Source organism: Dyella marensis, from assembly GCF_900112865.1.
Taxonomy (GTDB): Bacteria; Pseudomonadota; Gammaproteobacteria; order Xanthomonadales; family Rhodanobacteraceae; genus Dyella_D; species Dyella_D marensis_A.
Genome location: NZ_FONH01000005.1, coordinates 224,068 through 245,073, shown reverse-complemented (window position 1 = coordinate 245,073; position 21,006 = coordinate 224,068). Strand labels below are relative to the sequence as shown.

17 protein-coding genes are annotated in these 21,006 nt (G+C 68.1%); 9 read left to right on the top strand and 8 right to left on the bottom strand.

All coding sequences use genetic code 11. The features are described from left to right. The first annotated feature begins 49 nt into the window (after positions 1-49). From dnaG to uilS, 9 genes are all read left to right on the top strand, one after another. On the top strand, positions 50-1,786 hold the full coding sequence (gene dnaG, locus BM172_RS10615) for a DNA primase (protein ID WP_026633987.1): 1,737 nt from the start codon (positions 50-52) through the stop codon (positions 1,784-1,786). Positions 1,787-2,191: 405 nt separating this feature from the next. Then, positions 2,192-2,821: a DedA family protein gene (locus BM172_RS10610; protein ID WP_026635510.1), complete on the top strand. Its 630-nt coding sequence runs from the start codon at positions 2,192-2,194 to the stop codon at positions 2,819-2,821. 4 nt (positions 2,822-2,825) lie between these two features. Continuing rightward, positions 2,826-3,425 (top strand): pentapeptide repeat-containing protein, encoded by a 600-nt coding sequence (locus tag BM172_RS10605; RefSeq protein ID WP_051548724.1) that lies wholly within the window; start codon positions 2,826-2,828, stop codon positions 3,423-3,425. 9 nt (positions 3,426-3,434) lie between these two features. Beyond that, the gene (locus BM172_RS10600; RefSeq protein WP_026635509.1) at positions 3,435-3,896 is read left to right on the top strand and encodes a GNAT family N-acetyltransferase; all 462 of its coding nucleotides are present in this window, start codon (positions 3,435-3,437) and stop codon (positions 3,894-3,896) included. A gap of 169 nt (positions 3,897-4,065) precedes the next feature. Beyond that, positions 4,066-5,295 carry a serine hydrolase domain-containing protein gene (locus tag BM172_RS10595; RefSeq protein ID WP_026635508.1) on the top strand — a complete coding sequence of 410 codons (1,230 nt, stop codon included), beginning with the start codon at positions 4,066-4,068 and terminating at the stop codon, positions 5,293-5,295. 79 nt (positions 5,296-5,374) lie between these two features. Then, on the top strand, positions 5,375-6,151 hold the full coding sequence (locus BM172_RS10590; protein WP_428844763.1) for an SGNH/GDSL hydrolase family protein: 777 nt from the start codon (positions 5,375-5,377) through the stop codon (positions 6,149-6,151). Positions 6,152-6,260: 109 nt separating this feature from the next. Beyond that, the gene (locus BM172_RS10585; protein ID WP_035323423.1) at positions 6,261-7,091 is read left to right on the top strand and encodes an oxidoreductase; all 831 of its coding nucleotides are present in this window, start codon (positions 6,261-6,263) and stop codon (positions 7,089-7,091) included. Positions 7,092-7,221: 130 nt separating this feature from the next. Continuing rightward, positions 7,222-7,896, top strand: a complete 675-nt coding sequence (locus BM172_RS10580; RefSeq protein WP_026635505.1) for a class I SAM-dependent methyltransferase — start codon at positions 7,222-7,224, stop codon at positions 7,894-7,896. Positions 7,897-8,243: 347 nt separating this feature from the next. After that, on the top strand, positions 8,244-9,104 hold the full coding sequence (uilS, locus tag BM172_RS10575; RefSeq protein WP_051548722.1) for a UilS family quorum-quenching N-acyl-homoserine lactonase: 861 nt from the start codon (positions 8,244-8,246) through the stop codon (positions 9,102-9,104). Positions 9,105-9,255: 151 nt separating this feature from the next. Here the strand turns inward: uilS and BM172_RS10570 are convergent, their stop codons facing one another. The 8 genes from BM172_RS10570 to BM172_RS10535 all read right to left on the bottom strand — a co-directional run bounded on the left by BM172_RS10570 (position 9,256) and on the right by BM172_RS10535 (position 20,982). Beyond that, positions 9,256-12,003, bottom strand: a complete 2,748-nt coding sequence (locus BM172_RS10570; RefSeq protein WP_026635503.1) for an Ig-like domain-containing protein — start codon at positions 12,001-12,003, stop codon at positions 9,256-9,258. Between the two features lie 353 nt (positions 12,004-12,356). Next, positions 12,357-14,015, bottom strand: a complete 1,659-nt coding sequence (locus tag BM172_RS10565) for a Na/Pi cotransporter family protein (RefSeq protein ID WP_026635502.1) — start codon at positions 14,013-14,015, stop codon at positions 12,357-12,359. Between the two features lie 83 nt (positions 14,016-14,098). Further along, positions 14,099-16,759, bottom strand: a complete 2,661-nt coding sequence (gene mgtA, locus BM172_RS10560; protein WP_026635501.1) for a magnesium-translocating P-type ATPase — start codon at positions 16,757-16,759, stop codon at positions 14,099-14,101. Positions 16,760-16,924: 165 nt separating this feature from the next. After that, positions 16,925-17,167, bottom strand: coding sequence for a hypothetical protein (locus BM172_RS10555; protein WP_026635500.1), 243 nt, complete (start codon positions 17,165-17,167; stop codon positions 16,925-16,927). 389 nt (positions 17,168-17,556) lie between these two features. Then, positions 17,557-18,465 carry a heme o synthase gene (cyoE, locus tag BM172_RS10550; RefSeq protein ID WP_035323420.1) on the bottom strand — a complete coding sequence of 303 codons (909 nt, stop codon included), beginning with the start codon at positions 18,463-18,465 and terminating at the stop codon, positions 17,557-17,559. Between the two features lie 2 nt (positions 18,466-18,467). Continuing rightward, positions 18,468-19,643, bottom strand: coding sequence for a COX15/CtaA family protein (locus BM172_RS10545; RefSeq protein WP_026635498.1), 1,176 nt, complete (start codon positions 19,641-19,643; stop codon positions 18,468-18,470). After that, the gene (locus BM172_RS10540; protein ID WP_026635497.1) at positions 19,643-20,242 is read right to left on the bottom strand and encodes a hypothetical protein; all 600 of its coding nucleotides are present in this window, start codon (positions 20,240-20,242) and stop codon (positions 19,643-19,645) included. Before BM172_RS10540 ends, BM172_RS10545 begins: the two co-directional genes overlap by 1 nt. After that, entirely contained in the window at positions 20,239-20,982 is a 744-nt protein-coding gene (locus BM172_RS10535) for an SURF1 family protein (protein WP_026635496.1), read from the bottom strand. The genes BM172_RS10540 and BM172_RS10535 overlap by 4 nt, the downstream gene beginning before the upstream one ends. Between the last annotated feature and the right edge of the window lie 24 nt (positions 20,983-21,006).

Here is a 21,006-nt window from a genome sequence, read left to right as displayed (position 1 = left end):
ACCACCAGCATAAGCCGGCCCTTGACCGCCCCCGTACACTAGAGAGCTTATGCGCGGCCGTATCCCCGATACCTTCATCGACGAACTGCTCTCCCGCGTCGACATCGTCGACGTGATCGAGCGGCGCGTGCCGCTGAAGAAGGCCGGCCGCGAGTGGACCGCCTGCTGCCCGTTCCACAACGAGCGCTCGCCCTCGTTCTACGTCAGCCCCGCCAAGCAGTTCTTCCATTGCTTCGGCTGCGGCGCGCACGGCAGCGCGATCAAGTTCCTGATGGACTACGACCGCCTGGAATTCCCCGACGCGGTGGAGGAACTGGCGCAGTCGGTCGGCCTGAAGGTGCCCTACGAGGGCGGTCGCGACAACGCCCCGCGCGAGGACAAGACCGACCTCTACGCCCTGCTCGACGGCTCCGCCCGCTGGTACGAAAACCAGCTGCCGCACAGCCCGGAAGCGCAGGCCTACTGCAAGAAGCGCGGCCTCGACGCCGACACCATCGCGCGCTTCCGCATCGGCTGGGCGCCGGCCGGCTTCGACGGCGTGCTGAAGGCGCTGGGCACCGACGCCAAGCGCATGCAGCTGCTCAACGACGCCGGCATGGTCGCCAGCAACGAGCGCGGCAACAAATACGACCGTTTCCGCGAACGCCTGATGTTCCCGATCCTCGACCGCCGCGGCCGCGTGATCGCCTTCGGCGGCCGGGTGCTGCAGTCGGAGCAGGGCCCGAAATACCTCAACTCGCCCGAAACCGCCCTGTTCCACAAGGGCCGCGAGCTGTTCGCGCTGTGGCAGGTCAAGCAGGCCAACAGCAGCCTTGCCCGCATCGTGGTGGTCGAGGGCTACATGGACGTGATCGCCATGCACCAGGCCGGCCTGCCGATCGCGGTGGCCACGCTGGGCACCGCGACCACGCCGGACCACACCGAGGTGCTGTTCCGCGCCGCGCCCGACGTGGTGTTCTGCTTCGACGGCGACCGCGCCGGCCGCGCCGCCGCATGGAAGGCGCTGGAGGCCGCGCTGCCGCGCCTGCGCGACGGCCGCCAGGCGTATTTCCTGTTCCTGCCGGACGGCGAGGACCCGGACACGCTGATCCGCAAGGAAGGCAAGCAAGGCTTCGAGCAGCGCCTGAAGAACGCCACGCCGCTGTCGGAATACTTCTTCGGCGAACTGGCGCACGACGTCGACGTCGGCAGCATCGACGGGCGCGCACGCCTCGCCGAGCGCGCGCGGCCGCTGATCGCCCGGCTGCCCGACGGCGCCTTCCGCGACCTGATGGCGCAGGAACTGGAACGCCGCACCGGCGCCCGCGCCGTGCTGCAGCCGGACGCCGCCGCGCGCCGTCCCGCGCAGCAGCCGGTGGCGGTGCAGCGCAGCCTGGTGCGCAGCGCGATCGCGCTGCTGCTGGCCCAGCCCGGCATGGCCGACCAGGTCGAGCGCCCTTACGGCTTCCTGCGCCTGGACAAGCCCGGCATCGAGCTGCTCGCCGAACTGATCGACCTGGCCCGCTCGCGACCCGGGATCAATCCGGTGGTGCTGGTGGAGCACTTCGCCGAGCGCCCGGAGTATTCCGCACTGCAAAAATTGATGGCCGCCACCGTGGTCGGCGAGCCCGAGCTGCAACGCGTGGAGTTCTTCGATGCGCTGCAGCGCATGCAACAACAGGCCACCGAGCAGCGCCGCGCCTTCCTGATCGCGCGCAGCCGCGAAGGCACCCTCGACGGCGCGGAGAAAGCCGAGCTGCGCGAATTGCTGGCGCTGCGCGTCCAACCGCCCGCCACATCCAACTAGGGCGCTCTGATCTGTTCCACGCACCCGGCATGACGTCCAGGAGGCCCGCAGGCGGCGCCGCGCGGCGCCGAGCAGACTGGCCGTCTGGTCAAGCCGCGCGGCGCCGCCTGCGGGCCTCCTGGACGCCACCCCATCATTTAAATTCAAATTGTTGGGGCCGTTCTGTAAGCGCGCAGCGCACTGCCGCAGCATCTCGACAGACAGCCAGTCTGCCTTCAACGCTGCGGCAGTGCGCTGCGCGCTTACAGAACGGTGACGGGTACGTGGAACAGATCAGAGCGCCCCTGAGCGCCATGCGGTTATCCTCCCCCGCTTCGCCCCCGCCGGCCGGCGCCCATGGAATGGCCCGCCTGTGGGATCATCGCCCTTCGCTTTCCGCCGGGGCACGACCAGGCAAGGATGTCGATGGATCTGCTTGAACGACTCGTCACGCTGTTCGCCGAGAACGGCTACGCCGCCGTCTTCATCGCACTGCTGCTGTGCGGTGCCGGCGCGCCGCTGCCGGAAGACATCACCCTGGTCGCCGGCGGCGTCATCACCGGGCTGGGCTACGGCAACGTGCACATCATGTTCGCCGTGTCGATGGTCGGCGTGCTGCTGGGCGACGCGGGCATGTTCCTGCTGGGCCACCACTACGGGGCGCGCATCCTGCAATGGCGCGTGGTCGCGCGCGTGCTCACGCCGGAGCGCTACGCCAAGGTGCAGGAGAAGTTCGAGCGCTACGGCAACCGCCTGATGTTCATCGCGCGCTTCCTGCCCGGCATGCGCACCGCGGTGTACATCACCGCCGGCACCACCCATCGCGTGTCGTTCCTGCGCTTCTTCCTGCTGGACGGCTTCGCCGCGCTGATCAGCGTGCCGATCTGGGTCTACCTGGGTTATTTCGGCGCCAACAACCACGAGTGGCTGGTGATGTGGATCCGCCGCGGCCAGAGCAGCCTGTGGGCGCTGGGCGGCATCATTCTCGTCGTGGTGCTGGTGCTGTGGTGGCGGCACCGCCGGCGCGTCGCGCGCGAGGCCGGCCGCGAGTCCTGATGCGATGAGCGGCGACCCGTTCGAGCAGCGCGACTACAGCGGACACCGCTTCCGCGACCTGCAGCTCGGCGGCGCCGACCTGCACGGCCTGCGCTTCGAGGACTGCCGCTTCGAGCACTGCGACTTCAGCGGCGCCACCCTGCGCGACTGCCGCTTTCGCGACTGCGAATTCGCCGACTGCAACCTCAGCCTGGCCCGCTTCGCCGGCAGCCAGGTCGATGCGCGCTTCGTCGACAGCAAACTGGTCGGCATCGACTGGACCCAGGCCTGGTGGCCCACGGTGCGCCTGCACGGCACTCTCGCCTTCGAGCGCTGCGCGCTCAACGACAGCAGCTTCTTCGGCCTCTCGCTGCGCGAGCTGCAGGTGCTCGAATGCCGCGCGCACGAGGTGGACTTCACCGAAGCCGACCTGGAAGACGCCGACTTCCGCCACAGCGACCTGCACGGCGCGATTTTCCGCCGCAGCCGGCTGGCGCGTGCGGATTTCCGCGAGGCGGTGAACTACCGCATCGACCTGTTCCTCAACGACATCAAACACGCGAAGTTCGCGCTGCCGGAGGCCGTCGCGCTGCTGCATGGCCTCGACATCGAGCTGAGCGAATAAGGACCCGCCGTGTCCGCTCCCGTCACCGTCCGCCCCGTCAACGCCATCGACTATCCCGCCTGGCGTCCGCTGTGGGACGGCTACAACGCCTTCTACGGCCGCTCCGGCCCCACTGCGCTGGCGGAAGAGATCACGCGCACCACCTGGTCGCGCTTCCTCGACGCCGGCGAGCCCGTGCACGCGCTGATCGCGGAAAGCGAGGGCCGGCTGCTCGGCCTCGCGCACTACCTGTTCCACCGCAGCACCACGGCGATCGGGCTGAACTGCTATCTGCAGGACCTGTTCACGGTCGAGGCCGCCCGCGGCCGCGGCGTGGGCCGGGCGCTGATCGAGGCCGTCTACGCGCAGGCGCGCCAGGCCGGCTCCCCACGGGTGTACTGGCAGACGCACCAGACCAATACCGCCGCGATGCGGCTATACGACCAGGTCGCCGAGCACTCCGGCTTCGTGGTGTACCGCAAGCTGTTCTGAGGCCCGGCTTTCGCAACGCCCTGCACCCGGCGAGGGCCCGAAAGGGGCCTGCATGCGCTCTGTCGCACTTTTTTTGTTGCATTGCGTCGAAAATTGCCCCGGCCAAATGCCAGCCGTTGCTAAACTAGGCGGCCCAGGAGCCCTTCGCTTCAGGAAGAACAGGGAACCCATGCACGTCCACACCATGTCGCCGGCCCGTCGGGGCCGCCGCGCGGGCCAGGCGCTGGCCCGCACCGCCAGCTTCGCGCTGGCCGCCGTCCTCAGCCTGGCCGCGGGGCTGCCGGCGCAGGCCTTGCCGCGCAAGGCCGCCGCGTCGACGCCGTCCACGCTGCAGCAGGCACTGGAAGAACTGCAGTCGCGCTCGGTCCTGCCCGGCTATTGCGTCGCGGTGGTCGACGGCGCGGGCGTGCGCTATGCCAAGGGCTTCGGCTATGCCGACCTGGCCGGCAAACGGCCGTATACGCCGGACACGGTGCAACCGGTGGCCTCGCTGGCCAAGCCGGTGCTGGCGGTGGCGCTGATGCAGCAGGTGCAGATCGGCGCGCTGGCGCTGGATACCGACATCAGCCGCCAACTGCCGTTCGACGTGCACAACCCGCACTACGCCCAGGCGCCGATCACCCTGCGCCAGCTGGCCACGCACAGCTCCGGCATCGTCGATCGCGAGCCGTTCTACACGCAGAGCTACGGCAAGGGCGCGCCGGCCTCGTTCGATACCAGGGATTTCCTCAAGGCCTACCTCGTGGCGCCGGGCGCCAGCTACAACGAGGCCAACTTCAGCAAGACCAGTCCCGGCAGCACCTATCGCTACAGCAACCTCGGCTCGGCCCTGGTCGCGCTGGCGGTGGAATACAAGGCGGGCAGCCCGTACCGCATGCTCACGCGCGAGCGCATCTTCCAGAAGCTCGGCATGAGCGGCAGCGGCTGGACGCCGTCCGACACGCAGGGCCCGCAGGCCACGCTGTACGACAAGAACAAGAAGCCGCTGGCGCCCTACAGCTTCCCTGCCTACGCGGCCAGCGGGATGTACTCGTCCTGCAACGACATGGGCAAGTTCCTGGCCGAGATGATCAGCGGCTACACCGGCCGCGCCGGCCTGCTGTCGAGCGCCTCGTACAAGACCATGTTCGGCCCGGCCTGGCCCAAGGGCGAGCAGCCCAAGGGCGTGCGCGCGGGCGACGGCCTGGACCAGGGCCTGTTCTGGCAGCGCACCGCCAGCGGCGAGCTGGGCCACAACGGCGGCGACGCCGGCGTCACCGCGCAGATGTCGTTCAACCCCGCCACCGGCACCGGCCGCGTGCTGATCACCAACATCAGCGACGGCGACCGCCCGGACGTGGCGCGCGAACTGGCCAACCTGTGGCAGGTGCTCGGCAAGTTCGAGCAGAACCCGGACTGAGGCTCGCATCGGCGGCACGGCCGGGTTAAAAGAGACGTCCGTCGTTCGGACGTCCAAACGGAACCCGCCCGTGCCAGCCCTGCGTACCGCCCTGCTCGCCCTCGCCTTCGCCCTGGCCGCCCCGGCCATCTCCGCCCAGGACCGCACCGCGCCCGAGCCGATCGACCCGCTCTACACCGCGCCGCCCTCCTCGCTGTCGACCGACGACATCGCCTCGCTGCAGCAACGCCTCGCCGACTGGCCGCAACTGGCGCGCTACCGCGAGGACAACGCACACCTGGCTGCGCCCAAGGCCGGCGAACGCCGCGTGGTGTTCTTCGGCGACTCCATCACCGACAACTGGGGCCGCATGCAGGGGACGAGCTTCTTTCCCGGCAAGCCCTACGTGAATCGCGGCATCGGCGGCCAGACTACCGCGCAGATGCTGCTGCGCTTCCGCCAGGACGTGCTCGACCTCAAGCCCGCGGCGGTGCTGATCCTCGCCGGCACCAACGACATCGCCGGCAACGGCGGCGTGGCCACGCCGGGCATGATCGAGGACAACCTGCGCTCGATGGCGGAGCTCGCGCACGCCCACCACATCCGCGTGATCCTCGCCTCGGTGCTGCCGGTCAGCGACTATCCCTGGCGCCGCGGCCTGCAGCCGGCCGGCAAGGTGCGCGCGCTCAACGCGTGGATCAAGCAGTACGCCGCATCGAGCGACGCGATCTATCTCGACTACTACGGCGCCATGGCCAACCAGGACGGCGGCCTCGATGCCGAACTGGCCGAGGACGGCGTGCATCCCACTCCCGCCGGCTACGCGCGCATGGCGCCGCTGGCGGAGCGGGCGATCGAGCGCGCGCTGTCGCACTGACGCGCGCTTCACGTGCCACAAGGCATCCCGACAAGCGGCGGAACGATCCGCTAGCATCGCCGCTCCGGAGCGCGGAGGGCGCTTCTTTACCGTGATCACGGGGGCTTCCATGGCAGGCAAGGTCTGGTTCATCACCGGCGCATCGAGCGGGTTCGGCGATGCCTTCGCGCGCTATGCGCTCGGCATCGGCGACAGCGTCGTGGCCACCGCGCGCGACACCGCCCGCCTCGCCCCGCTGGTCAAGCTGGCGCCGGACCGCGTGCTGGCGCAGCGCCTGGACGTGGCCCAGCCCGGCGAAGCCGAGCCGGCCGTGATGGCCGGCGTGGAGCGCTTCGGGCGCATCGACATCGTGGTCAACAACGCCGGCTACAGCGTGGTCGGTGCGGTGGAGGAAACCTCCGACGCCGAACTGCGTGCGCTGCTGGACACCAATTTCTTCGGCGCCGCCAGCGTGATCCGCGCCGCGCTGCCGGTGCTGCGCGCGCAGCGCAGCGGCGCCATCGTCAATATCACCAGCCTGGGCGGGCAGCTGTCGTTCGCCGGCTTCAGCGCCTACTCGGCCAGCAAGTTCGCGCTCGAAGGCCTGTCCGAGGCGCTGGCCGGCGAAGTCGCGCCGTTCGGCATCAAGGTGCTGATCGTCGAACCCGGGCAATTCCGCACCAACCTCGCCGGTGCCGGCATGCGCTACATGCCGGAGCTGCCGGCGTATGCGGATACGGTCGGCGCCACGCGCCAGTTCGCGCACGGCATGCACCAGACCCAGGACGGCGATCCGCTCAAGGCCGCCGCCGCGATCGCCAGGGCGCTGGAAGCCGAGGAGACGCCATTGCGCCTGGCGCTGGGACGCGATGCGGTCGATGCGATCCGCGGACATGCGCAGAAGATGCTGGTGGATATCGAGAGCTGGGAAGCGGTGTCGGTCGATACACGCATCGATTGAGCGCAGGGCCATATCGTAGGTTGGGGTGAGCGCAGCGAACCCCAACGAGACTCACCGCACGATCGTCATGTTGGGGTTCGCTATGCTCACCCCAACCTACGTCCGATCGCCAATGCAAGAGCCTCCCCGCATGTCCGCCACCGATCCGCTCGACACCCGCGCCGGCGCCGCCGTCTATTCGCCGTTCGTGCTCAAGCTCTACGGCGCCTATGTGCTCGGCTTCTCCAACCGCTGCGCCTGGCGCTGCCCCACCGGCAGCGTGCTGCTGCCGTTCTATCGCGAGCACCTGGGCAAGCGGCATCTGGATGTCGGCGTGGGTACCGGCTATTACCTCGCGCATGCGGGCTTCGCCGCCGACCAGCAGGTGTCGCTGCTCGACCTCAACGAGACCAGCCTGCGCACGGCGGCACAGCGCATGGGTCGCCCGCATCAGGGCCTGTACGCGACCGACGTGATGCAGCCGCTCGCATTGCCAGGTGCACCGGTGTTCGATTCGATCGCGCTGTATTACCTGTTGCATTGCCTGCCCGGCGACATGGCCGAGAAGGCCCGCGTATTCGCACATCTCAAGCCGTATCTCGCTGCCGACGGCGTGCTGTACGGCGCCACCATCCTCGGCGACGGCGCCCGCCACAATCCGCTCGGCCGCAAGCTGATGGAGGTCTACAACCGCCGCGGCATCTTCGGCAATGCCGGCGATACGCTGGAGCAGCTGCAGGCTGCGCTGCACCGGCACTTCGCGCAGGTGAGTGTGCGCCAGCACGGCGTGGTGGCGCTGTTCCACGCCAGCCAGCCGCTCGACTGAAATATGAGCCCCTCTCCCTCCGGGAGAGGGGTTGGGGTGAGGGTACGGGCGGAGCGCAAGAATGATGTGCACGACTCCGGCCGTACCCTCATCCGGCTGCCGCCACCTTCTCCCGGAGGGAGAAGGATTCCAACTTGAAGATTGAGGAATAACCGCAGCGCCTGTGCGTAGCGCGATGCAGAGCCCCTCTCCCATCGGGAGAGGGGTTGGGGTGAGGGTACGGGCGGAGCGCGAGAGTGATGTACACCGCTCCGCCCGTACCCTCATCCGGCTGCCGCCATCTTCTCCCGGAGGGAGAAGGATTCCAGCCTGAAACGTATCCTGACTTCCCCACCCCGGAATCTCGTATGCACAAGCAAACCGTCCACATCGGCGACGCCCCGCTCGCCGCCACCCTGCATCTGCCCGACAGCCCCGGCCCGCACGCCACCGTGCTGCTCTGCCACGGCTTCTGCGGCACGCAGCCGCTGCTGCTGCCCGCCTTCGCCGCGGCGTTCGCGCAGGCCGGCTATGTCGCCGTCACCTTCGACTACCGCGGCTTCGGCGAAAGCGGCGGCGAGCGTGGGCGCCTGGTGCCGTCGATGCAGATCGACGACATCCTGGCGGTGCTCGGCTGGCTGAAAACCCATGACCAGGTGGACGCGCAGCGCATCGGCCTGTGGGGCACCTCGCTGGGCGGCGGACACGTGATGGGCGCGGCCGCGCGCGACGCCGGCGTGCGTTGCGTGGTCAGCCAGCTGGCCTTCGCCGATGGCGAGGAAGTCATCGCCGGCCACATGTCGGCGGAAGAGAAGGCAAGCTTCCTCGCCACCCTGGCGAAGATGGAAGAGCGCAAGCAGGCCGGCAAGGAGATGTTCGTGCCGCTGACGCGCGTGCTCGGCGACCCTGAATCCAAGGCCTTCTTCGAGAAGCACAAGGACAGCTATCCGGAGCTGAGCATCAAGATCCCGATGCTCACGGTGAAGGAGATGTTCCACTACAAGCCGGCCACCGACGCGGCGCACGTGACCTGCCCCACCCTGGTGGTGGTAGCCGGCGACGACGGCGTCAACCCGCCCGCGCAGGGCACGGCCCTGTTCGACGCGGTCGGTGCAGCCACCAAGCAGCTGTACGTGCAGGAAGGCGCCAGGCATTACGACGCCTACGAAGGCACGCATTTCGACCAGGTCGCGCAGCGCCAGCTGGCCTGGTACGGCCAGCACCTCTGAAAGAAACCGTCATCCCGGCGCAGGCCGGGATCCAGTAGCGATATCGCCCGGTTGTCGCGCAATGCCAAAAGCTACGAGCCTTCGACACTAGCGCAACCATGAACGCGGTCGTCACTGGATCCCGGCCTACGCCGGGATGACGCGATAACGCTTACTGCGCCTTCACACTCACATCGTCGATCACGAACGAGGTCTGCTGGGTGCTGTCCTCGACGCCGTAGAAGTTGATCTGCACGGTCTGGCCGATATACGCCGACAGATCCACCGTGTGCTCCTGGTAGCCCGCGGCGGCATTCATGTTGGACCAGCTGGCCAGCGTCACGTACTTGCCGGCGGAGGTGATCACCTGGACGCTCAGCGTGTCGTACGCGGTAGTGGTGGGCTCGGCCGTGTCGATGTGCATGAAGAAATCGAGCGTGGCCTTGGTCGCGGTCGCCGGAATGGCGATGGACTGGCGCACATAGTCGGTGTGCGCGGAGCCATAGCCATCCAGCCAGGCCTTGTAGCTGCCGGCGTGCGCCGCCTCACCGCTGTCGTTGTTGATCACGCCAGTAGTCTGCGTCCACGAGGTGGCGCCGCTCTCGAAGCCGCCGTTCTTCACCAGCTCGGTCGCGGTGGTGCTGTTGGAGACGCTGAAACTCACCGTGGAGCTGGTGCCGACATTATTGGCCGCGTCGTAGGCCTTGGCCACCAGGCTGTGCGAACCGTTGGCCAGCGTGGTCGAGTCGAGCGAGGCCGTGTACGGCGAGGCGGTGTCGGTCGCCTTCAACGCGCCATCGACATAGAACTCCACCTTGCTGACGCCGACGTTGTCGCTGGCCGTCGCCGACAGCGTGATGGCGCCGGACGTACCGCTTTCCGACGCGCTCACCGTCGGCGGCGTGGTATCGCCACCCGTGCTGTTGGATACGCTGAAGCTCACGGTCGAGCTGGTGCCCACATTGCCGGCTGCGTCATACGCCTTCGCCACCAGGCTGTGCGAACCGTTGGCCAGCGTGGTCGAGTCGAGCGAAGCGGTATACGGCGACGCCGTGTCGGTGGCCTTCAAGGCGCCGTCGACATAGAACTCCACCTTGCTGACGCCGACGTTGTCGCTGGCCGTGGCCGACAGCGTGATGCTGCCGGAGCTGCCGCTCTCCGACGCGCTCACCGTCGGCGGCGTGGTATCCCCGCTGCTCGCCCCCTGGGTTACCCACACCGGCGCCGACCACAGCTGCTTGCCGTCGTCCTGGGTGATCTTGGCGTAGTAGAAATGATCGCCGTTGGCGGGCGTGATGGTGGTGGTGGCGGTGCTGGACGTGGTCGCCACCGTGCCATTGCTGCCCGGCACGCCTTCGAACACCTGCACGCGCTGCACGGTATGGCCGGCGCTGCTGGCGTAGTTGACGGTCAGGGTCAGCGCGCCGCTGTTGCTGAAGCGATCGCCCATCAGGTGGCCGTTGGCGGTCAGCACGATCTGGCCGGTCTTGTCCTCGGTGGCGAACACGTGGCGCGCGCGGATCGCGTCGAGGAAGGCGTTGAGGCTGAGCGCCGTGCCATTGGGAATCAGCACGCCGGTGCGGTTGGTGTAGCTGGCGCCCCAGTTGGCGCAGTGGTTGTCCTGGTCGGAGCTGGGCGCCACGTGGTAGCCACGCTCGAGGAAGATATTGAACGCGCCCTCGTAGCTGGTGCGGCTGGTCTCGGTCTCGGTGGTGTTGTGCGAGAACGCCGAGCTGTTGAGCACCTCGGCCAGCACCATCACCTGGTCGCCGTCGGCGGTATAGCCCAGGTCCTGGCCGCCGGCGTTGAACTGCCCGCTGGTCGACGGATGGTTGAACTGGCCGACCCAGCCGTTGGTCTTCATCAGCGTGTACAGCGAAGCGTAGTCGCTCTTGGCGGTGAACACGTCGCCGATCAGCTGGTTGGAGCTGTTGTATTCCCATTCCAGCAGGCTGGGCGAATTGAAGATGTTCAAATGCCCGCCGTTGCTGATCACGCCCCACTCCAGGCCGTAGATGGCCAGGAAGTTCGCGTGCGTCGCATTGAACGTGCTGGCTGCCTGCAGGCCGGACTGGTACAGGTTGTGCGCCGTGGTCGGGTTCGCCGACGCGTTGGTGCCGGTCGAGCCGTCGTACATGTGGTTGTGCTCGGACGTCATCAGGATGTCCAGGCCGTCATTGAGCGCGTACTGGTAGGCATCGGCCGGGCCATACGGGGCGCTCTGCGGATTCTGCGCATCCACGCAGGTGGAGAGGTCGCCGCCGCCATCGCTGTGGTTGGTCTGGCTGTGCAGGTTGCCGTAGTAGATCGTGTACGGCAGGCTGCCGGTGGCGCCGACCGACTGCGGCTGCACGGTGGCGGCGGACATCGTCGCCGCCGTGCCGGTGCGGCTGGTGTGGCGCAGCGCCGTGAAGGCCGGCATCTGCGGTTTCGCCACGCTGCCGACCAGCACGTCATAGCGCTGCTCATCGACCAGCTGCGGCGCCTTGGCGCTCGCCGCGGCCAGCGCGCTGGCCGGCAGGCCGGTGCCGATGCGCTGCACGGTGTCGTTGTCCAGCGCGATCGCGCGCAGGCGTACCGTGTAGAAGCCCGGGCTCAGCGTCGCGCCGGAAGCGCCCAGGCCATCCCAGGTCAGCTTCGCCTGCGTACCGCCTGCGCGCAGCGCGCTCTGGCCCTGCCAGTTGCGCAGCACGCGGCCCTGCGCGTCGAGCAGGTCCACCGACCATGCCACCGGCGTGCCTTGCACGGCGCCGGGATAAGAGAAATGCAGCAAGGCGGTACGCGCGCCCGTCCCCTGGAAGGGCACGTACAGGCCGGTTTCGAATTCCTCGTGATCAGGCAAGGTGCCGGCCAGTACAGGCAACGCGAACACCATGCCGGCAGTCATCAGACTGCCAGTGAGCAACTTCTTCCACTCCATGTCTACCCACCCTCTTTGGTTGTGAGATTCCCCTGCCGGGACATCATCCAGTCCCAGACGACAAGGGTATGACTGATGGCATGGTCGCGAGTGACACAGCGCACATAAAAGCCCCCGCGTAGTCGAAAGTTATTGCGTAAGCTACGCGAAAGCATGAATCATATGGACGTCTAAACGTCCATACGATCAAGTCACCAGCGTAAGCCGACCGCCTCGCCGGCATCGTGCGGCGTTCTCCGATATTCAAACTTCAAAAACGATCGGCGTAGGTTGGGGTGAGCCACAGGCGAACCCCAACATCGCAACATTCGGACGCATCGCACTGTTGGGGTTCGCCTGTGGCTCACCCCAACCTACGCCTGCGCTTTCGACAAGGGCTCGCGCACCAGCCTGCCCTGCAGCAGCCCGGCACGCTCCAGCGGCAGATACGCCAGCGCCGCCAGATGCGAATGAATGCGCTTGAGATCGCGCAGGATGCGCAGGTACACATCGCCGCCGCCACCGCCGTCGCGGCGTTCGCGCAGCGCGCGGATATGCCGCTCGGAGGCTTCGTTCTCCAGGCGCCAGATCGCTTCCTTGCGCGACACCAGCTGCTGCGCCGCGCGCAGGTCGCCGCGCATGAACACCGCCAGACCCAGGCGCAGGCTTTCCATCACCTGGCCGTGCATGGCGGCCAGGTCCTGGATGTCGTCGGCGCTGAAGTCCTGTCCGCGCTGGGCTTTCTTGGCGGCGAACTCCATCAGGTTGTTGGCGGTGATGTCGCCGATGTGCTCGATATTGATCACGAAGGCGAGGATCTCCTGGCTGCGCTCGCCGTCTTCTTCGTTCAGCGCTTCGCCGCCCAGGTCCGCCAGGTACTCGCGGATCGCCACGCCCAGCCGGTCCAGCCACGGGTCCATGCGGCTGATCGCGGCGGCGCGCACGCTGTCGTCCTTGCCGAACACTTCGACCAAGCCCTTCAACATGCCCTCGACCATGTCGGCCATGCGCATCGATTCGCGCGCGGCATTGGCCAGCGCCACGTTGGCCGAATCCAGCGCGCCCTCGTCGAGGTATTGCGGCACGCCCGGATCGTCCGGCCGCGGCGGCTCCGGCAGCAGCCGCACCAGCAGCTGCGCCATGCGCTCCACCGGCAGGATGAAGACCAGCGCCAGCCCGAGATTGAAAGCGGTGTGGAAATTCACCGCGATGCGCGCCGGCGCCGCGCCCAGCGGCGCCAGCCACGCCGCCAGCGGATGCAGCAGCGGCAGGCAGACCAGGCAACCGAACGCGCGCACCAGCAGGTTGCCCAGCGGCAGGCGGCGCGCCACCGGCGTATGCGCTTCCAGCAGCGCCGGCAGCGTGCCGCCCAGGTTCGCACCCAGCACCAGGGCCAGCGCGCCCGGCGCGTCGACCACGCCGGCGTTTGCCAGCGACGCGACCAGCAGCACCATTGCCACGCTGGAATGGAACAGCCAGGTCATCAGCGCCGCCACCAGCATGGCCAGCACCGGCTCGCCGGCCAGACTCTGCAGCACCGCGCGCAACGCCTGCGCGTTCTCCACCGGCGCCAGCGACAGCACCAGCAGGTGCAGCGACAGCAGCATGAGACCCAGGCCGATGCCTACGCGGCCCAGGTTTTCGTAGCGCGCATCGTCGCTGCGGCGATGAATGGTGAAGCCGGCCAGCACCAGCACCGGCGCGATCAGCGAGATGTCGAACGACATCACCTGCACGATCAGCGTGGTGCCCACGTTGGCGCCGAGCATCACCGCCAGCCCCGGCGCCAGGCCGAGGAAGCCGCTGGCGGCGAACGAGGTGGCCATCAGGCCGGCAGCGGTACTGCTCTGCAGCAGCGCGGTGATGCAGATGCCGAACGCGAACGCGGTGGGCCGGTGGCCGAGATAACGGCCCAGCCAGCGCCGCAGCGCACTGCCATAGCCGCGCAGCACGCCGCTGGTGACCATGTGCGTGCCCCACAGCAGCAGGGCGACGTAGCCGGCGATGTCGAGCAGGGCGAAGGTGCCTTTCATGGCGGGATCCTCCTTCGTCAGGAAACGGCGAATGGCAGCGGGGAACGGGAAGAGCCCGTTCCGCGCCCCCGTTCCCCTTCAGGTCAGAGCCAGCGCCCGTAGCGCCGGATGTACAGCAGCTTCACCAGCTGCGTCAGCACGCAGTAGGTCAGCACGGTCAGCGCGATCCAGGCGAAGTACACCGGCGGCAGCGGCATCATGCCGATCTTCGCGCCCAGACCGGTGTACGGCAGCAGCAGGCCGATCGCGATGATCGCCGTGGTCAGGCCCAGCACCGGCGCCGCCGCCACGCTCTGCAGGAACGGAATCCGCTTGGTGCGGATCATGTGCACGATCAGCGTCTGCGTGAGCAGGCTTTCGACGAACCAGCCGGACTGGAAGAACGACTGGTGCGCCGGGCCATTGGCGCCGAACACGTACCACAGCAGCAGGAAGGTGGTGATGTCGAAGATCGAGCTGACCGGCCCGATCCACACCATGAAGCGGCCGATGTCGCTGGCGTCCCACTTGCGCGGCTTGCGCAGGTACTCGTCGTCCATGCGGTCGAACGGGATCGACAGCTGCGAGATGTCGTACAGCAGGTTCAGCACCAGGATCTGCAGCGGCAGCATCGGCAGGAACGGCAGGAACGCGCTCGCCACCAGCACCGAGAACATGTTGCCGAAGTTGGAGCTGGCGGTCATCTTGATGTACTTGATGATGTTGCCGAAGGTGATGCGTCCTTCGATGACGCCCTCCTCCAGGACCATCAGGTTCTTTTCCAGCAGGATGATGTCGGCCGACTCCTTGGCGATGTCGGTGGCGGTATCCACCGAGATGCCCACGTCCGCCTCGCGCAGCGCCGGCGCGTCGTTGATGCCGTCGCCGAGGAAGCCCACGGTATGGCCCTGGCGCTGCAGCGACTTGACCACGCGCGCCTTCTGCAGCGGCGACATCTTGGCGAACACGGTGGTGCGCTTGACCAGCGCGTCCAGCTCCTCGTCATTGAGCGGCTCGATGTGCTTGCCCTGCGCCGAGTGCTGCACGTCCAGGCCCACCTCGCGGCAGATCTTGCGCGTCACCGCCTCGTTGTCGCCGGTGATGACCTTCACTTCCACGCCGTGGTGATGCAGCGCGGCGATGGCGGTGGCGGCCGAATCCTTCGGCGGATCGAGGAAGGCCAGGCAGCCCACCGCGGTCAGGCCCGACTCGTCGGCCACGCCATAGGCACGGCCGGCCGGCGGCTGGTGCTTCACCGCCACCACCAGCACGCGCAGGCCGTCCTCGTTGAGGTCGCGCGTCATCGCCTTGATGTCCGCGCGCATCTCGTCGGTCACCGGCAGGATCTCCTCGCCCACCTTGGCGTAGGCGCAGATCGACAGCATCTCCTCCACCGCGCCCTTGCACACCAGCAGCTCGTCGCCCTCGCCGTGGCGCACCACCACCGACATGCGGCGGCGCTGGAAGTCGAACGGGATCTCGTCGACGATGCGGTACTGCTGTGCCACCGTCTCCAGGTCGCGGTGCTCGAGCACCGCCTTGTCCATCAGGTTCTTCAGGCCGGTCTGGAAGCGGCTGTTGAGATAGCCGTACTCCAGCGCCTCGTCCGACTCTTCGCCGTACAGGTCCAGGTGGCGTTCCAGCACGATCTTGTCCAGCGTCAGCGTGCCGGTCTTGTCGGTGCACAGCACGTCCATCGCGCCGAAGTTCTGGATCGCGTTGAGGCGCTTGACCACTACCTTGCGCTTGGACATGGCGATGGCGCCCTTGCCCAGGTTGGCGGTGACGATCAGCGGCAGCATTTCCGGCGTCAGGCCCACCGCGACGGAGAGCGCGAATAGGAAGGCCTGCAGGAAATCGCCCTTGTCGTACCAGTTGATGGCGAACACGATCGGCACCATCACCAGCATGAAGCGGATCAGCAGCCAGCTGACGCTGTTCACGCCGCGGTCGAAACTGGTGCGCACGCGCTGGCCGACGATGGTGTGCGCGAGCGAACCCAGGTAGGTACGCGAACCGGTCGCCACCACCACCGCGCTGGCGCTGCCGCTGACCACGTTGGTGCCCATGTAGCAGACGGTGGGCAGGTCCAGCGGGTTGTCGCCCTGTGCGGCCTCTTCGGAAACCTGTGCCGGCGTCGGCGCGGACTTCTCCACCGGCAGCGATTCGCCGGTGAGGATGGCCTGGCTGATGAAAAGATCCTTCGCACTGAACAGGCGCAGGTCCGCGGGCACCATGTCGCCCGCGGCCAGGTGCACGATGTCGCCCGCGACCAGCTCGCCCACCGGCACTTCGATGCGCTCGCTGTGGCCGTCCTCGGAGCGGCGCGTCACCGTGGCGGTGTTGCGCACCATCGCCTTGAGCTTCTCGGCCGCCTTGGACGAACGGAATTCCTGGGTAAAGCTCAGCAACACGCTGATGCCCACCATCACCGCGATGATGATCGGACCGGCCAGGTCGTCGCCGTCGGTGGCCAGCTGCACCACGGCCAGCACCAGCAGCACGATGATGAAGGGGTTCTTGAACGCGCGCAGCAGCTGCCGCGACCAGTGCGGCGGCTTCTCGTGCGAGACCTCGTTGGCGCCATCGCGGTCGAGCCGCTCGGCGATCTGCTCGGCGTCGAGGCCGGCGGCGCTGGTGTCCAGCGCGGCAAACAGCGCCTCGTTGTGGCGGAACGCCTCCAGCGCGACGGCCACGCGCACGGGCGCGCCTGCGCCCTTGCCGGCCGCCTTGCCGGCGACGCTATGGGTGGAATGCTTGATCATGACTCGCTTCCGGAAAATGCGTGGAATCGGGGCGGAGCAGCGAGTCGGCGAGCAGCTGCCCGCGCAACACTGACGCCCGCGCTAGGGCCGCGGATGCGGCCAGCGCCCGCGGCCTGGCGGGGGCCAGCCTTTGCGGAGCACGGTGCGCTTCATGGCCTCAACCCCTCAGCGCTGAGATACCAGCTGAAGATGACCGAGTCCTTTCGGTGCGGCGTGCGCATGGCGGCGCGCGGCCGGGCGGGCACGGGCGGACTCGCTCTGGCGATGCATGGCGACGGTGACCGGCTCGCGCACGGCGACGGCCTGCGGCGCGGGCACGGTGACGGTCCAGGTACGGCGGGCGGCGCGGCGGCCCAGCAGGGAACGGCCCGCGGCGCGCAGACGGAAAAATTCGCGAAGGAGCTTCATAGCCCATCTCCTCGTTACGGCCTGGGGCGGCCGTCAGGAGTGGGCCGGTCTTCCCTAGTCGAGGAAAGCGCCGGCCGACCGCAGGCGGTCGCCGCAGACAATCAGCTTGTTATGCGACGCCGGCACCCGATGCTCGCGGATGTCGACGTTGCGACTAGGGTAAACGTCCATATGCCTTGGTTGGTCGGACAGGGATGCCGTCGGGCGCGACGCGCCGGAGGGCGCGCGAATTGTCTTGCTGCGGTGCGGGAGTGTCAACCACAAATGGCTGAATCAGGAGCGAAAGTTTTTGCGCGCCATCCGTCGGGCGCAGGTTGGGGTGAGCGCAGCGAACCCCAACGTTGCGGTACGCCTGAAGGCCGGTTGGGGTTCGCTGCGCTCACCCCAACCTACGTCGCGCGCTGGAGGACGAAACCCTGGCCCTGCTGCAGCAGCGGATCGACCAGCCAATGGTCGGCCAGCAGGAAGGCGAACAGCGCCATCAGGTACACGATGGAGTAGTTGAACACCTTCATCGCGAACAGCTCATCCGGCGGATTGAGCAGGCGCACGGCGTAATAGAGGAAGCCCGCACCCAGCACCACCGCGCCGCCCAGGTAGACGAGGCCGCTGTAGCCGGTCAGCGACGGCAGCAGGGTCACCAGGAACAGCAGCACCGTGTAGAGCAGCACATGCCAGCGCGTGTACACCACGCCGTGGGTCACCGGCAGCATCGGCACCTGCGCGCGCGAATAGTCGTCGCGGCGGAAGATCGCCAACGCCCAGAAATGCGGCGGCGTCCACACGAAGATGATCAGGCACAACTGCACCGCGAATGCGTGCAGCTCACCGGTGACCGCGGTCCAGCCCAGCACCGGCGGGATCGCGCCGGCCAGGCCGCCGATCACGATGTTCTGCGGCGTGGCGCGCTTCAGGTACGCCGTATAGACCACCGCATAACCGATCAGCCCGCCGAAGGTAAGCAGCGCGGTGAGCGGATTGACCAGCAGCACCAGGATCAGCATCGACAGCACGCCCAGCGCCAGCGCGAACACCATCACCTGCCTGGGCGTGAGATGGCCGGTGGCCAGCGGACGATGCGCGGTGCGCGCCATCAGCTTGTCGATGCGCTGGTCGATCAGGTGGTTGAACGCCGCCGCCGACGCCGATGCCAGCCAGATGCCCAGCGTGCCGAACACCAGCGCACGCCACGGCGGCACCCCTGGCACAGCCAGGAACATGCCGATCACAGCGCAGAACACCAGCAGCGCGACGACGCGCGGCTTGGTCAGTTCCATGTATTCGTTGACGCGGCTCATGCTCAACCCAGCCCCTGGAAAATCGATCGCGAGAAGATCGCATCGTCAGGCCGCCGCTGCGTGCGCGCCAGTGTCGCCAGCAGCACGAACAGCAGCAGCGCCGCCACGCCGTTGTGCAGCGTGGCCACCGGCAGCGGCAGGCCGAAGTGCACATTGCTGATGCCCAACAGCACCTGCGCCACCAGCACCGCCGCGATGGCCAGGCCGTGGCCGCGCAGGCCGCGGCGGGTGGCGCGCAGCGCCAGCCAGGCCAGGTAGCAGAACACCACCAGCGCGCCCAGGCGATGGGCGAGCTGGATCGCGCTGCGCGCGGCCATGTCCAGCACGCCGCCTTCGTAGTTCACGCCGACGCCGCGCCACAGCACGAAGCCCTGTTCGAAATCGGTCGGCGGCGTCCACTGGCCCAGGCACTTGGGGAAGTCCGTGCCGCAGGCCAGCGCCGCGTAGTTGGCGGAGGTCCAGCCGCCCAGCGCGATCTGCGCCAGCAGCAGCACGATGCCGATCACCACCAGCCGGCGCAGCGCCGCGTAGCTGTCGTCGCGCGCGCCGACGCCGGCGTAGCGCAAGGCGGCGTACGCCAGCAGCGCGAAGGTGGCGATGCCGCCGAGCAGGTGGCCCATCACCACGATGGGCTTCAGCAGCAGCGTCACCGTCCACATGCCCAGCATGGCCTGGAAGATGATCACGCCGAAGGCGAGCACGCTGATGCGCCAGGCGCCGGGTCGATCCAGCCTCGCCGCGGCCAGCAGCGGCAGGCCGATAGCGAAGGCCGAGACCACCGACGAGATGCTGTGCTCGCCGCGCATGTACATGGTCACGCCGACCGCCGCGAGGATCGCCGACACGATCACCGCGTAGCGCGCCCACGGCCGCCGCCAGCTGGCGATCAGCGCCAGCGCGAACACCAGCATGCCCAGCGTGCCGGCCAGGAAGCGGTGCACCTGCTCGCGCCAGGCCTTGTGCGTTTCGTAGGGGCGATCGGGGAAGGCCTCATTGGCCTTCGCGATCTCGTGCTGGTGCTCCGGCCAGGTGGCCTTGCCGTAGCAGGTCGGCCAGTCCGGACAGGACAGGCCGGCATTGGACAGGCGCACGAAGGCACCGAACATCACCACGCCGAACGCGAACACCGCAGCCAGCAGGGCCAGGCCGCGCAGGATCTTCACGGAACGCGTGGACATCAGCGGATCACCTTCTGCAGGTCCTTGCGCAGGCCGCTCGGGTCGAAGCCTTCCGGATATTGCGCCAGCGCGGTGCCATTGGATTCGACCAGCAGGACGGCGACGGCGCCCGGCGTCCTGGCGCGCCACGGGGCCAGCTTGCCGTCGACATCGGTGCCCAGCTGCCAACGGAAATCGGTATTGGCACCCGGCTCCCAGACACCGTTGTCGACCTTGCCCACGGCAGGCGCCGCCGACAGCAGCAGCAGGCGCAGGCGCGGCGCATTGCGGTTCAAGGTGACGCGCGCGGCGGCGATCTTATTGAGCGTCTCGACGCAGGTGTCGGCGCAGTCCGCGGCGGGCAAGGCAATCAGCGTGAGCTTCGGCTCGTCGGCGCGCCATGCCCACGGCTTGCCGTCCGGCAGTTGCACGCGCAGCGCCTCTTCGGCGAAGTTGCGCTGCGGCGCGATCGGCAGGCCGTTGCCCTTGCCGCTGGGCTGGTAGCCGCCGACGGTGAGCAGGCCCGCGGCGATGATCGGCGCGGCGAAGATGCCCATGATCAGCAGCAGCTTCAGGCGGCCGGCGCGCTGTGCCGGCTGGTTGGAGGTCGTCTGGGTCATCGCAAGTCCCCTCGTTGTGCTTTGCGCTTGCGGTGCAGGAACAGGAACATCACCACCGCCACCACGGCGAAGGTGAACCACTGGAAGGCATAGGCGCGATGGCGCGCCGGCGGCATCGCGCTGAAGTCGGGCGTGTGCTCGCGGGTGTAGATCGACGCCGGCTCCGCTTCCAGCGCGAGCACGCGCGGATAGAGGCTGGCGCCGAGATCCTTCGCCACATCGCCCAGCTCGAGATAGATGCTGGTCTTCGGCCAGTTCTGCTGCCGCGCCAGCGCATCGCCGCCCATCTCGAAGCCCACGCCGGGCGGAGGCTGATAGAAGCCGGTGAGCTCGACCGTGCCGCCCGGCAGCGGGGGCAGCTGCGGTGTCTGGTCGGTGCCGTTGCCGGCCAGGAAACCCAGGTCCACCAGCAGCAGCCGCTCGGTGCCCTGCGGGCGGAACGGCGCATAGACCTCCACGCCGCCGCGCTGGTCATGCCTGGGATTGTCCAGCAGATACTCGCGGCCCGGCAGGTACTCGCCGCGCACGCGCACATGCGGCAGCACGTCGACGGCAGGCGGCGCCGCATCCGCCGCGGCAAATTCGCGCACGGGCTGCTCCGCCGCTGCGGCATAGCGACGCAGAAGTGCTTCCTTCTCGTCGGCGCGATGCAGCTGCCACACGCCCAGGCGCAGGAAAAGCAGCACTCCGGCCAGCGTCAGCAGGACCGCCCACCCACGCGGACGCCGCAGCAGGCTCATACGGAGCCACCACGGGGCAAGGCT

Coding starts and splice junctions, on each gene's coding strand:
- dnaG (WP_026633987.1), top strand. CDS start 50: ATGCGCGGCCGTATCCCCGATACCTTCATCGACGAACTGCTCTCCCGC.
- BM172_RS10610 (WP_026635510.1), top strand. CDS start 2,192: ATGGATCTGCTTGAACGACTCGTCACGCTGTTCGCCGAGAACGGCTAC.
- BM172_RS10605 (WP_051548724.1), top strand. CDS start 2,826: ATGAGCGGCGACCCGTTCGAGCAGCGCGACTACAGCGGACACCGCTTC.
- BM172_RS10595 (WP_026635508.1), top strand. CDS start 4,066: ATGCACGTCCACACCATGTCGCCGGCCCGTCGGGGCCGCCGCGCGGGC.
- BM172_RS10585 (WP_035323423.1), top strand. CDS start 6,261: ATGGCAGGCAAGGTCTGGTTCATCACCGGCGCATCGAGCGGGTTCGGC.
- BM172_RS10580 (WP_026635505.1), top strand. CDS start 7,222: ATGTCCGCCACCGATCCGCTCGACACCCGCGCCGGCGCCGCCGTCTAT.
- uilS (WP_051548722.1), top strand. CDS start 8,244: ATGCACAAGCAAACCGTCCACATCGGCGACGCCCCGCTCGCCGCCACC.
- BM172_RS10570 (WP_026635503.1), bottom strand. CDS start 12,003: ATGGAGTGGAAGAAGTTGCTCACTGGCAGTCTGATGACTGCCGGCATG.
- BM172_RS10565 (WP_026635502.1), bottom strand. CDS start 14,015: ATGAAAGGCACCTTCGCCCTGCTCGACATCGCCGGCTACGTCGCCCTG.
- mgtA (WP_026635501.1), bottom strand. CDS start 16,759: ATGATCAAGCATTCCACCCATAGCGTCGCCGGCAAGGCGGCCGGCAAG.
- BM172_RS10555 (WP_026635500.1), bottom strand. CDS start 17,167: ATGAAGCTCCTTCGCGAATTTTTCCGTCTGCGCGCCGCGGGCCGTTCC.
- cyoE (WP_035323420.1), bottom strand. CDS start 18,465: ATGAGCCGCGTCAACGAATACATGGAACTGACCAAGCCGCGCGTCGTC.
- BM172_RS10545 (WP_026635498.1), bottom strand. CDS start 19,643: ATGTCCACGCGTTCCGTGAAGATCCTGCGCGGCCTGGCCCTGCTGGCT.
- BM172_RS10540 (WP_026635497.1), bottom strand. CDS start 20,242: ATGACCCAGACGACCTCCAACCAGCCGGCACAGCGCGCCGGCCGCCTG.
- BM172_RS10535 (WP_026635496.1), bottom strand. CDS start 20,982: ATGAGCCTGCTGCGGCGTCCGCGTGGGTGGGCGGTCCTGCTGACGCTG.